A 13,342-nucleotide genomic window follows, 5' to 3' on the forward strand; every position below is an offset into this window, starting at 1 on the left:
ATTTTTGTAATTACTTCATTAAAATCATCTTTTTTACCGAGACATAATCTTGTGCCTGCAGTTGATACAAATAAACTCCGCTTGCTAACCTCGATGCATTAAAGTTTACTTCGTGATAACCGGATTCCATTTCTTTATCCATTATTGTTTCAACCAACTGCCCGAGTGAGTTATAAACATTTATCTTTACTTTGCTTTCAATCGGCAACGCAAACTTAATCGTTGTTGTTGGGTTAAAAGGATTCGGATAATTTTGATGTAATACAAAATTCTGAGGCACTTGATAAATGAATTCAGAACCGGCTGTAGTTTCATATTTAGGAAATAATGAGGGATCACCCCATAAATTACACACTCGAATTGTATAGCCTGGTGGGCTATATAAATTACGAATATAATTGATTGATTCTCCTATACAATTTCTATCTGAACCAAATAAATAATTTGAAAGGTTTATTAATATACTTCCGTATTGACCCGCGAATACTAAACCAACAGGTGCACAGACAGCGACAGAAGCCTCATTATCCAATAAAAGCTTATCAGCAAAGCCTTGCGCAAAATTATCTGAATTAAAAAATTGTCTTAAATAGAAAAACGTAATAAAATTTGCAGGGTTATTGTTAAATAACTGTACATCTCCTGTATCAAGAATATTTTCATATCCAAACTGAGTATTTTTAGTATTACCTATTAGCCAAAGTGAATTGGTTCCTTTTACATTTATGAAATTAATAATCGAATCTTTATTTCCGTAATAAGCTGAAGTATCACTATCTGTATAGTAAATATGGTTTGAAAAATACTCAGGATAGTTTTCGATAATATGAAATGTAGTTTCTCTAAATAAAGAGATGTAACTACTATCATAATCATGATAGACAAATAAATTTCTATTCATCCAAGGCATAAACAATGTGTCTAATTCATATGATATCACTTTACCAAAATAGTTCGATAATTCATCAATATCTATTGCCGGTACCCTGCCAATTGAAAATATTGATATTGTTGTGTCAGAAGAATATTTATTTAATGAATAATAATAATCCGTATACGCTGTATCTATGATGCTGCCGAATTGCAAAATATCTTCAAAATTTGGTAGTTTATTTAAATTGCCCACTAATAAATAATACTTCGGTTTCGGTTCTTCCCAGAATGTTCCTGCAAAACTGATAAAATCCCTGAAGTTATCCTGCGGTGCTGCACTCGAATCGAATTCAGCAAAGATTTGAGTTGTGTCGACTATTAGAGTTCTGAAATCTCTTACTGTTTCTTTATGCTGCCTGAACGGTTCACACGCATTTACAAATTCAGGAATTGTTATGATGATATAATCGTACTGGTTTGTTGTATCGCGGAGAGTTATTGATTGAGAGTACAATGCTGAAAATGAAATCAGCAGCAGAAAAAATGTTATACTTTTCATCTTATTACCTCATTTAATAGTTATTGAAAGAAAGGTAAAATTATTTGAAGCGCAAACTCCTCTTTTTGTTTGTTAGAAACGTCAGAAAAAATATTTTATCTGTCAAGTCTTATTTTGTAGACCAACATTAACAATTGAAAAGGGCAAGTCAACGACTTGCCCCTACAAATTTACATTTACTTAATAAGCAGCATCTTTTTTACTGAGACATAATCTTGTGCCTGCAGTTGATACAAATAAACTCCGCTTGCTAACCTCGATGCATTAAAGTTTACTTCGTGATAACCGGATTCCATTTCTTTATCCATTATTGTTTCAACCAACTGCCCGAGTGAGTTGAAAACATTTATCTTTACTCTGCTATCTAGAGGCAAGGCAAACTTTATTGTAGTTGTTGGATTGAACGGGTTGGGATAGTTTTGGTAAAGCAAAAAACCTTGAGGAATTTCATCTGTAACATTTTCAACACCAACTGTTGTATCATATTTTAAATGAAGCGATGGGTCTGCCCAGAGGTTTGTGATCAATTTCATATAACCGTACAGTCCACCGGATGGAATTAAATTGTCTAGAGCAAAAGTTTCTCCAATTGAATGAATTCCTGGATCAAAGAGTCTTTCCGCAATCTCCCGACGCATTACATTTCCAATCCCCCAAAAGGCTGTTCCAACAAACGCGGAACCACCGAGTGATCCGGCATCTTGAAGTACAAGCATTTCTTTGGTCAAATTTGTATTCGTCTCTAGGATTGAGTGTTGAGGCCCTACAAATACCGTAAAAAAGTATTTGGGTTCATTATCAAAGCCTTGAATATCATTAAGATTAAAATAATCAGATGAAATAAAGAATGAATCGGAATTTTCACCTTCAAACCAAATAACTGCACAACCTTCATTATTTACAAAATTGATAATGGAATCTTTATTACCATAATATGTCGAACTAGTATCATCAAGAATAAAATATGATCTCATATAGGCAGGTAATATTTCATTAGCTAAGTACTGAGCTGCTTGATAGAAACCATAAATTGTATCGCTATGACAAATGAATAGATTATTATTCATCCAGCCTAGAAGTGTGTTATTACTTTCATACTCAATTACTTTAGAAAAATAGTTGCTCAACTCGTTTGAATTTTTTGATGGAATCCTCCCTATATAAAAGTCGGTAGTTGTGGTATCATTATCATAAACATTCGAACCATAATAATAGTCAGAGTTGAAAAATGTATAAGGAGGAACTTGAGATTGAATTGAAAAATTAGGAACGTCGATTACAGTTCCTGCAATTAAAAAGAATTTCGGTCTTGGTTCTTTCCAGAAAGTTCCTGCATAGCTGATGAAATCTCTTATATTATCCTGAGGTGTTGCACTTGAATCAAACTCAGCATAAATCTGAGCCGTATCAACAATAAGTGTTCTGAAATCTCTCACTGTTTCTTTGTGCTGCTTAAATGGTCCGCACACATCTACAAATTCGGGAACTGTTATGATGATATAATCGTATTGGTTTGTGGTATCTCGCAGAGTAACCGTCTGTGAATGTAGATTAGAAAAAGTAACGAGCAGAAGAAAAAATGTTATGCTTTTCATCTTATTACCTCTTTTAATAGTCATGAAAGAAAGGTAAAATTATTTGATGCGCGAACTCCTCTTTTTATTTGTTAGAAACGTCAGAAAAAATATTTTATCTGTCAAGTCTTATTTTGTAGACCAACATTAACAATTGAAAAGGGCAAGTCAACGACTTGCCCCTACAAATTTACATTTACTTAATAAGCAGCATCTTTTTTACTGAGACATAATCTTGTGCCTGTAGCTGATACAAATAAACTCCGCTTGCTAACCTCGACGCATTAAAGTTTACTTCGTGATAACCGGATTCCATTTCTTTATCAACTAATGTTTCAACCAACTGCCCAAGCGAGTTATAGACATTAATCTTTACTTTGCTTTCAATCGGCAACGCAAACTTAATCGTTGTAGTTGGATTAAACGGGTTAGGATAGTTTTGATACAACACAAAATCTATTGGCGAAGAAATATTAACTTCAACAACCTGACTGTAAGTAGAACTTCCATCAAAATCAATCTGCTTCAACCTGTATGTATATTGTCCCGGTTCGGTAATCTTATCCATATAAATATAATTTGTTATCTCTGTTGTTGTTCCTCTTCCTTCAACAAATGAAATCTGTGTCCAATCCATTTGATTTTTGACTTTTGATTTTTGACTTCGTTCTATTTCAAATCCACTATTGTTCGTCTCAGTTGCTGTCTGCCAGTTCAGAACAACTTCATCATTCAGATATTTAGCAGTGAATGATGTAAGTTCAACAGGAATTGAACTTGAAAACGGAATAAAGATTACCAATCCCAGCGTACTGTCATCTTTAAAATGATAAATATGATTTTCAATTGATAATGAATCGTAAACTTCCCAATCATTATTCTGTGCATAAATAGTCTCTTCAGTATTATTGTATAAGTCATAAACATCCGTTCCCTGGATATTTCCGGAAATAATATTTCTTCCATCGTCGGTTGTGTCTGTATTTTCAATGTTGCCAAGATTTACTTGCGGACCCGGTTGCCCGGCAATTCCAACTTGAATAGTAATTCCCCACCAGTTGCTGGAAATTTTATTCCGCGTAATTATTGGAGTTATAACTGCTGTGCCGTAAACATTTATTCCGCTGCCCGATGTCATTACATCAGAATTAATATTGTTATCGTAAATATTATTACTATGAATATAACTTGTATTTGAGTAAGCGCCCTGCAATGCTATTCCAAAACTGTTGTTGTAAATTTCGTTATGCGCAATTTCAGATGAAGAAGATGATCCGGATAATAATGTTGCGATACTTATTCCGCCTGTTTTGTTGAACATACCTCCGACAATTGTATTATATCTGATAATTGGCGAATTGTTTCCCTGTGTCCCGGCAGAAATTTGATTCTTTGCGCTTGTGTTTTGCGAATTGTTATTTATCAGATGGTTGTATTCTATCAGAGGTGAACAACCCGTTGTCATAGTAATTCCGTATTCATAACTTCTTTCAATTCTATTATGAGTTATTATAGGATGAGAATCGCTGGATAAGTTTGCGCCTCTTCTGCATTTCCAGAGATATGTATGACTTAAAGTTGGACTCGCTCCCAGGCATCTCAACCCATAATATGCATATTCAATTTTTGCATAGCTGATGATGCAAGCAGAGTCAACGGAAGATTCCCTGAAATAAAATCCGTTAAATGATCCGCCGAGTGAGTCCTGTACTGATGCAGAAAATCTTATTGTATCTGCTGGTGTACCAACCGAAAGGAACTTCCCATATATCTCAAAACCTGAAGCAGACCCAGAAAATGCTACAACTGATCCGGGAAGAATATAAATCCTGTCTGTTGCTGAAACCGTAACTTTGTTATTAATTGTATAGTTTGGAAATGTTCCCGTAACCGTCCCGCCAGAGTTTGTAACAAGATCATCGAGGTTCCAATTTATTCCTGTGTTGGGTGTGATATATTGTGCAAGAATTTGTGTTGATATCAAACAAAATAGTATAAATAATTTTTTCATTTCTGCTCCTCTCTTTTTATTAAACTAATATTGCACAATAAGTTAATCATAATAAAGAAGTTTGAAAAATTTCATTTGGTCTGCATTCTTTAATTTTATAGTAATGATTCGAAAAAATCCCAAACTGTTGTTTTTGAGTGGGATAAACAAAAGATTGATTTGATTATAATGTGAGACTCACCTTTGAGGTGAGTCTCAACTGCACCTGAAAATTATTTCAGCAGGATCATCTTCTTAATCGATAAAAAGTTATTTGATTCCAACCGATACATATATATTCCGCTCGCTAACTTCGATGCGTCAAAGTTCACTTCGTATCTTCCGGCTTTCTGTTCATTGTTTACCAATGTTGTAACTTCCTCGCCAAGTAGATTGTAAACTGACAGCTTTACAAATCCATCTTCAGATAAAGAATACTTTATCGTTGTTGATGGATTGAACGGATTCGGATAGTTCTGTTCAAGCGAATATACCAGTGGTATTTCAACTTCAACTTTTACTTCTTCTGAATAAGTAACTGTCCCATCAAAATCAATCTGTTTCAATCTGTATGTATATTCTCCTGCATCAAGTTTTGAATCAACAAATGAATATGATTTGGGTTCTGTTGTTGTTCCGAAACCCGCAGCGTATCCGGCATTCTGCCATTCTTTATTATTCCCGGCTGATCGGAGAATCTCAAATCCCTGGTTATTCGTTTCTGTTGCAGTTGTCCACTTCAAATGAACTTCGCCATTTTCAGATGCTGCAGTAAACGAAGTAAGCTCAACAGGAACTATGCTTGTTATCTTCATCGCAACAGGGATAATTAATTCTGGATTTATTGGATCGTTGCTCGTGATTTTCATATCCATTGAATAATAGCCGCTGTCAAGTCCTTCCGTAATAAAATTAAGAAGAACGGCAATTGAATTTCCATTGTAAACCGTTCCTTGCATATTTTGTGCTGTCAGCCAGTCTGGTTCTGCAGAAAACTGAAGTGCAAGATTGTTCTGCACATAATTTGCGTTGTAAGCTACCTGGAGTCCGTCTGTTCCGTTTGGATTTTCTATTCCAACGGTTGCGGAGTTAAGCGTTGCGTTCATATTATTATAGTAGATTACTATCTTGCCGCTTGAATGGAGTACAACTTGAAATGTGAGAGAGCCTGTTCCTGAATATTTCTGCCAGTTAGTAAATTGAATGGTGAATTTGTTGCTATCCTGTTGATAATGAACAGTACCTTGGGTTCGCCCATCTAAATCGTCCCAGAAAGGAGCGATATATTCATTTGGAATTGAACTGTTCGGTATTCCTGTATTAGAATAAATATTTGTGTTTAATGTATTGAACATAATTATACCATTGGTGCTGACATAAACCTGTGTCTTTGTATTTCCGTAATATTTAAAATTAAAGCCTAACGGAAATGGACCAGCATATCCTTCTTCTTTTGGATCAAATGTTCCGGTAGGAATCCAATTGGTAACAAGAGTTCCTGTGGTTGAAATATTATTCCACACGTAAGTTGGACCACCCGGTTCGTTACTATCAATCCATTCATATCCAAAAAGATCCGGTCCGCCTGAACCCCGCGAGCTGCTTCCATTGTTCAAAACGGGATTATCTTTTGTTTCATTTACAATGCCTGATTCATTTAACTGAACAATTCTTGTAATTATCTGCCCGGGAAATGTATTATTAGTTAGCTCAACTTCGTAATCGAGTGTTGAATTTACAGAAGTTGTATTAAGTATCATCACTGAATCAGTATGAGATGTATTTGGCAGTAGTGGACAATACATAGAATCAGGAGTCACTGTAATTTGTGGAGACCCCCAGGTTGTCAATACAGTTACATTTGACATCACAGATTTATTTCCCCAGAGATCAAAAGCTTTTATTGCAAAGTAATATTGCGTACTGAAATTAAGATTGTGAAGAGTGTAACTTTTTGGTGTTCCTGATGTATCTGGTCCGCCTGCAACCATCATCTGTGGAGCATTTTCAAAATCATTATTTGTAACAATCGGTGTTGTTGAGTATCGCAGGTCATAACTGACAATACCAAGAAATGAAGAATCCAATGGTGCTGTCCAGTTTAAATTAATTGAATTTGAAGTCGGATCAATTGCCGCCAGATCAGTTATTTGTGCTGGTGCAATTGTATCAGGCGTTACTCCCATTGTAAGCAGCATTGTACAGTCGCCAAAAATATTATACTGCTCCATTAATTTCAGACCCTCACCGGAGCTTCCGCCCCAAAGATCCATCGCGTGCATCAAACCGTTAAAAGAAATACCGCCAACTGTTTGTTTTTGTCTCGTTGTTAAAAGCATCATACCGTGGTTTTGCATATCACAAGGTGGAACCCAGCTTGCATTTGTTGATGAACCATAAACTGCGATCGCACCTCTTGGTGTTGACATACTGCCTGTTCTTATCCAGGCTTCTTCCATACATTCACTCATTGTAAAATCACCGTTCAAACAGGCAACATCAATGATGAAAGGATTTTTATATCCATTAGAAAGCTGATGAATGGCTGAATTACCAAATCCTGTTGTACTCCACGATGTTCCTGATCCATGCCCGATATAATTGAGAACACTTCTTCCATTATTAATTGCATTTGTAACCTGCGATGATGTCGCACCCGGATCGTAAATCTGATCAACCTGTGTGAAATACATATTGTTCATTAACATATCTCTCAACAGGTTTGCGCGCTGCCAATCGGGCGGACTTCCTTCATTGCTTGCAACACCCGTTCCTTTTAAATACCATGCCGCATCGGGACCAGAATCCGGATATTTTTCATACCGTATCAACTTCCATAAAACATAGTCAAGGTTTTCTGCTGACGTCGGTGATATCCTTGAAATAAACGCATCCGGATAAGCATCGCTCCCGACAAGTTTAACATAACAGGGATCGGAAGGGGCTCCTTCGTATTGCCCGTTTATTGTTGGGATCTGGTTTGCTTCTCCAACTAATATTATAAAAGTTAATCCTTCGGGTGAGTTATAAAGATTCTGAATATAATTTTTAATCGCTGCCGAACCCGTTCCGGTTTGTGTGGGATATTCTGCCAGCAAAGTTGTGATGCCTCTTTCAACTTTCCAGTTGTAGAAAGGAGTTACGTTGCTTGCAAATGCAGTCGGATAAATTATCAGCAGTCTTCCGGTTTCTTCAAGCGGAGTGTAATCAAATTCGCCGATACCATAATTAATAAATATTGATTTATAAATTTCGTTGAAATCTCTATCAACTGCTTCCAGTGGATTTTTCCTTATGAATGAATTTACAGATTGCATACTGTAATCGTTAAAAACTTCCACAACAATTCGTTTGCATATCTTCAGTTTCCCTTCTGCAGGATTGTACTGCATCGGGTTGAACTGGATTGTCTGCCCGCGCAAATCACGAACGATGTAAGGAACATCAAGCTGAATGTTTTCTGCTGGATACCAACTGTTTGTTGTATAGAATTCACTGAACTCAAATGGTACTGAATCAGGATCAATATTCCTTGTGAAATGTCCTTTTGATGGCATGACAGGAAGTGTTTCTTTAGTCTCATATTCTGCATTGATGATTGAGTAATTTGTCGCCGCAAGATCAGGAATGACAATGCTTCTTCTGTCTGCCGGAAGCTGGGGAAATCCTCTTTCCATCAGAACGATACTGCCGGGAATCTGATATTGAGAACATTCTGTCCCATTAACATCTACAGTACGTTCATCATATTGAGTAAGGATGTATTCAACTTTTGTGCTCTGAGAAGTAACGCTCAGGATATTAGTTTTTATTCCGCCGTCGTTCAACCACTGAGCAAATACGTTCAATGGAACAACAAGAACAAAGAATAAAGATGAAAGTAAAAAGCAACTTCTTGCTTTTATTCCGCTTAAATATTTCATTTATCTCACCTGATTTTAATTACTAAATATTGAACTTTGTTTTACCCTTCCTTGGGTATCATTTGGCACTATTTTATTAATATCATTTTCTTTATCGATAAAAAGTTATTTGATTCCAACCGATACATATATATTCCGCTCGCTAACTTCGATGCGTCAAAGTTCACTTCGTATCTTCCGGCTTTCTGTTCATTGTTTACCAATGTTGTAACTTCCTCGCCAAGTAGATTGTAAACTGACAGCTTTACAAATCCATCTTCAGATAAAGAATACTTTATCGTTGTTGATGGATTGAACGGATTCGGATAGTTCTGTTCAAGCGAATATACCAGTGGTATTTCAACTTCAACTTTTACTTCTTCTGAATAAGTAACTGTCCCATCAAAATCAATCTGTTTCAATCTGTATGTATATTCTCCTGCATCAAGTTTTGAATCAACAAATGAATATGATTTGGGTTCTGTTGTTGTTCCGAAACCCGCAGCGTATCCGGCATTCTGCCATTCTTTATTATTCCCGGCTGATCGGAGAATCTCAAATCCCTGGTTATTCGTTTCTGTTGCGGTTGTCCACTTCAAATGAACTTCGCCATTTTCAGATGTTGCAGTAAACGAAGTAAGCTCAACAGGAACTATGTAACTGAGAGTTAGGTTATCCCAATAGATATTGTCTATGTTAAACGAATATCCGTCGTACATAATTTCTATCTGAACATCGGCTGAGCCTGCTGCTGGTGTTGTAAAACTGCCAGAGATTAATGTGGGCCCAACATTTCCAGTCGGATTAGTTTCTGTATATATAGGTGTGCTTGTTGCGCCACCATCATAGGTGATTGCAACAGTTATTATTCCGCTCGGATTAGCATACCAATCCAGATAAAAATTAAATGAATAATTAATCAATTGATTGTTAGGCAGGTCTATTGGTATAGATCTGATTTTTGAAACTCCGGTAAATGAGGGAGACCAGTTCATTCGGAGTTCTGGAGGAGTTCCTCCGGCATTTGCAGAACTATATGCTGACCAGTTAGTTGTGCCAAGCGGACCTACTATTGTCCAGTTGCTCAGGTTTGGAAATGGCTCAACCCATTGAAATAAATTTGGATCCTGCATTGTCGTAAATGTCCAAACTGTTCCGGGAACAACACACGTATCATTTTTCCCTTTTACCTGCCAGCCATAAATTGTGTTGTATTCGAAAGGCTCGAATTGTGATAATGATAATGATGTAATCGGTACACCGTTATAAACCTGAACCAGATTTCCTGTTTCTCCAAACCAAACTTCTATCTGAGATGCACCTGCGCCATTTGTCCACGTTGCAGTGTTTCCGGCAATTGGAATGTTAGTAGCTCCGTTTGACGGATTCGGATTAGCTGGTGGATCAATCGGACACGGCGGTCCCATTTCCACAACAGGCATTGAAGGATCGCCCATCAGATTATACATTTCAACATAACGTAATGTTGTTGTTCCGGTTCCGATTATACCGCCGTAATGATTAACAAGATATATCTTTGCCATATCAAACATCGGAGTGACTCTGGTTAGTCCGTCTTCAAACATTGCTTTGAATAATCGTCTTTCAAGAATATCATCCTCATCCCAATATGAATTCACGGAAGAACCGTAAAATGTTGATCCACCATTAGTAGTTCGTAACCATGTTTCACCAAAACATTCTGTAAGATGATATGAGCCGGTAACACACGCGAAAGAATAAACAAACGGATACCATGAGTTAGTTAAACTTCTAACTTGCAACTGGCTTAATGGTGGTCCGTCTGCCCAGGATGTTTCCGAACCATGCCCGGAGTAAACTGCAAATATCTGATTATCATTAAGAGCATTTATAAGCTGTGTAGTAGTTGCATTATATGTATGAGTATAAAGTTTCAGATTGGTATATCCTGCGGGACCAAAATACTGATTGATAACATAGTTATGTGTTCCTTCTGTTATCTGGTAATTATCAGAGGAAGACATATAAATATTTTTTTTATTCAGGGTGCCAATAAAATTTTCCATAAATACGGATTTATTAATTACATTCTGAAGCTCAGTTGTATTTGCGATTGAAAATCTGCCAATGAAAGCATCTGCAAAATAATCACCGCCTTCGAGTTGAACATAATTCACATCCGTTCTTGGCGAACCTTCGCCTGTTCCGGTCCAGGCTGGAATTTGTGCAACATCTCCTACTAACAAAACATATTCTGGTTTGGTTGACGGTTCGTTGTATCTCGTCTGAATAAAATTCTTTATTGCAGTTGTAGTTGTTCCTGTAACTGTTGTGTTAAACATATCAACCTGAAAACCTTTGCTGACTTTGTGAGTTACAAACTGCTGCATTCCTGTTTCAAATGAAGGATCTGTTATTATTAAATATTTCGATGTGAGACGAGGATCGCTCCACTCATAATTCACAAATACTTTACTTAAAAATTGGTTGAATGTAAATGATTTATCCGTTACCGGTGAAACTGGGTTATTAAATAAAATTTCTACTGCTCCTGTGCTTGTAATATATAGTCTGTCTTCGCCCGGATTATATCTGAACGGAAAGAGTGTGATTGTAACACCTTTAACACCGCCGATTATAAATGGCTCTGATATTCTTATAAAAGACTGATCCATGTTTCCGGTTGAGTTATAATAATTCAGATCTATTGCGAACGGTCTTTCATCTAATGAGCTTGATTTTTCCCATGGCATCTGAACGGGATAAATTTTATGCTTTAATATCATTTCAGATACGACATTGTCTTTTAATTCGAATCCAGGCTGACTTTCTGTCTGCGAAATAAAAAGATTAAAAGAAATTATCGGAAGTGCAGGAAGTCCAACCACAGGATTAACTCCATATTCGGGAATTGTTAATTGAAGGTATTCTCTCCCTTCCGCAGTAACTTGTTCGAACTGATACCCGGGCAATGAAAAATCTATATGATAACCTTGTTGTGTTTTTGTAAGGCTCACTCCATCCGGTACAGAAGCGGCTGCCATTCCGTAGATTACAAAGATGATTGTGAAAAATAATACTGGTAAACTGTGAAAGTGTTTCATTCTAACCCCATCGAGAAAAGTTTTAAAAATTGCGGACACTGATTAACGAACAAATAAGTAAATATTTTATTTAGCAAATTTAAAGTGAATTATTATCACATCTCTACACACAAAACAACAGTTGCTAAAAGTAAAATTAAATTGAATCAGGGAACACTGATATTTACTGCGTCAGCACAATTAGAAAAAATTTCTTTTGTCTCATATTTCTTATGAAGTACTGATAGTCATTGATTTCAAAAATGCTGACCTTATAAGGAAGATGATGCTATATGCAGAAAAATAAATTTTCCGTGTCTTGATCAACACGCAATTTTCTTCTGCCAGGCATCCCGAAATAGTAAGTCTGTTCACTTCACTCTTATAAATATTTGCTAATTGTCAATAAACTTTATAATATTTGGATGTTCTTTTAATTAACAAATATCTATAATAAAATCTACTACCGGAGGCATAATGTTTAAGCTATCAATTTCTGTCCTTTTTCTTTCCTCGTTGTTCCTTTTTTCAACATCTTCATTGGCACAATCCGATGAGGCTCCACATGTTATTCATATCCAGACAAGTAAATTAACAGAGCTGGGAGATGATGCCGAAGCATTTGGAGATATGTTAAGAAGACAGTCCGAAATCTTTAATAAGGATCCAAGACTTATTAACTCTAATGTTGCCAGACACTATTGGGGCAATGATAGTCGTGATCTTGTAATCATAAATGAATTTAAAAATATGGATGACCTGGAATCCTTCTATAATGATATTAACTCAATGCTTGAAAAAGGAATGACTAAAGAACAGTTTGACAAAGACAATGAGTTATGGAACAAACACGTGGGTATGCATTCTGATGAGGTTTATTCTGCAGTTCGTGGTACGAAAAAATAAAATATTTTGTCTAAATTCGATGGAGTGCTGTAGTATAATTCGCTGCCGCACTTTTTTATTTTACACCTGCTATCCTTTTACATTTTACTCCCTATCCGCAGAATTATCATGATTTAGCCGTTCGAGCGAAAGTGCTACTTCGAATATTCTGCTGCATCCGGGAAGAATCCAATCTTCATTCAACGAGTCTTTCACTTTAATATTTATTTTGTCCGGAAGATTTTGTTTCTTTTGAATTTCTGCGGAAAGTAGTTCGAAAAGATCAAGGATCTTTTTCATTCCACTCATGAATCTGCTTCCGAGCATAGAGTTTAAATTTCGACTTAGTGCTAAAAATTCTTTTTGAATATGGATACAACTCACAAGAATTTCGTACTTATCTTCTTCGTCGCAGTAATTAATGCACCAGCCGCAAGATTCGGTGCAACCGGCAAGAGCTTTTATTAATGAAATGTCTTCCACTTTGTTTAGAT

Annotated in this window: 7 protein-coding genes; 1 reads left to right on the top strand and 6 read right to left on the bottom strand. The window is 36.3% G+C overall.

What is annotated here, in order from left to right; genetic code table 11:
* Positions 1–10 precede the first annotated feature (10 nt).
* The 5 genes from HND39_05650 to HND39_05670 form a co-directional block, all read right to left on the bottom strand.
* On the bottom strand, positions 11–1,432 hold the full coding sequence (locus tag HND39_05650; protein ID QKJ95804.1) for a T9SS type A sorting domain-containing protein: 1,422 nt from the start codon (positions 1,430–1,432) through the stop codon (positions 11–13).
* A gap of 176 nt (positions 1,433–1,608) precedes the next feature.
* Entirely contained in the window at positions 1,609–3,027 is a 1,419-nt protein-coding gene (locus HND39_05655; GenBank protein QKJ95805.1) for a T9SS type A sorting domain-containing protein, read from the bottom strand.
* Positions 3,028–3,202: 175 nt separating this feature from the next.
* The gene (locus HND39_05660; protein ID QKJ95806.1) at positions 3,203–5,017 is read right to left on the bottom strand and encodes a T9SS type A sorting domain-containing protein; all 1,815 of its coding nucleotides are present in this window, start codon (positions 5,015–5,017) and stop codon (positions 3,203–3,205) included.
* Between the two features lie 212 nt (positions 5,018–5,229).
* Positions 5,230–8,919, bottom strand: a complete 3,690-nt coding sequence (locus HND39_05665; protein ID QKJ95807.1) for a T9SS type A sorting domain-containing protein — start codon at positions 8,917–8,919, stop codon at positions 5,230–5,232.
* Positions 8,920–8,987: 68 nt separating this feature from the next.
* A complete protein-coding gene (locus HND39_05670) occupies positions 8,988–11,984 on the bottom strand; it encodes a T9SS type A sorting domain-containing protein (GenBank protein ID QKJ95808.1) in 2,997 nt (998 codons plus the stop codon).
* A gap of 456 nt (positions 11,985–12,440) precedes the next feature.
* Here HND39_05670 and HND39_05675 point away from each other — a divergent pair, with 456 nt between their 5' ends.
* The gene (locus tag HND39_05675) at positions 12,441–12,869 is read left to right on the top strand and encodes a hypothetical protein (GenBank protein ID QKJ95809.1); all 429 of its coding nucleotides are present in this window, start codon (positions 12,441–12,443) and stop codon (positions 12,867–12,869) included.
* Positions 12,870–12,953: 84 nt separating this feature from the next.
* Here HND39_05675 and HND39_05680 read toward each other — a convergent pair whose 3' ends face one another.
* Positions 12,954–13,331 carry a hypothetical protein gene (locus tag HND39_05680; protein ID QKJ95810.1) on the bottom strand — a complete coding sequence of 126 codons (378 nt, stop codon included), beginning with the start codon at positions 13,329–13,331 and terminating at the stop codon, positions 12,954–12,956.
* Positions 13,332–13,342: the final 11 nt, after the last annotated feature.

This window comes from Ignavibacteriota bacterium, from assembly GCA_013285405.1.
GTDB lineage: Bacteria > Bacteroidota > Ignavibacteria > Ignavibacteriales > Ignavibacteriaceae > IGN2.

Excerpts from the sequence above, each read along its gene's own strand:
- HND39_05660 (QKJ95806.1), bottom strand. The coding sequence starts at position 5,017 with ATGAAAAAATTATTTATACTATTTTGTTTGATATCAACACAAATTCTT.
- HND39_05670 (QKJ95808.1), bottom strand. The coding sequence starts at position 11,984 with ATGAAACACTTTCACAGTTTACCAGTATTATTTTTCACAATCATCTTT.
- HND39_05665 (QKJ95807.1), bottom strand. The coding sequence starts at position 8,919 with ATGAAATATTTAAGCGGAATAAAAGCAAGAAGTTGCTTTTTACTTTCA.
- HND39_05655 (QKJ95805.1), bottom strand. The coding sequence starts at position 3,027 with ATGAAAAGCATAACATTTTTTCTTCTGCTCGTTACTTTTTCTAATCTA.
- HND39_05650 (QKJ95804.1), bottom strand. The coding sequence starts at position 1,432 with ATGAAAAGTATAACATTTTTTCTGCTGCTGATTTCATTTTCAGCATTG.
- HND39_05675 (QKJ95809.1), top strand. The coding sequence starts at position 12,441 with ATGTTTAAGCTATCAATTTCTGTCCTTTTTCTTTCCTCGTTGTTCCTT.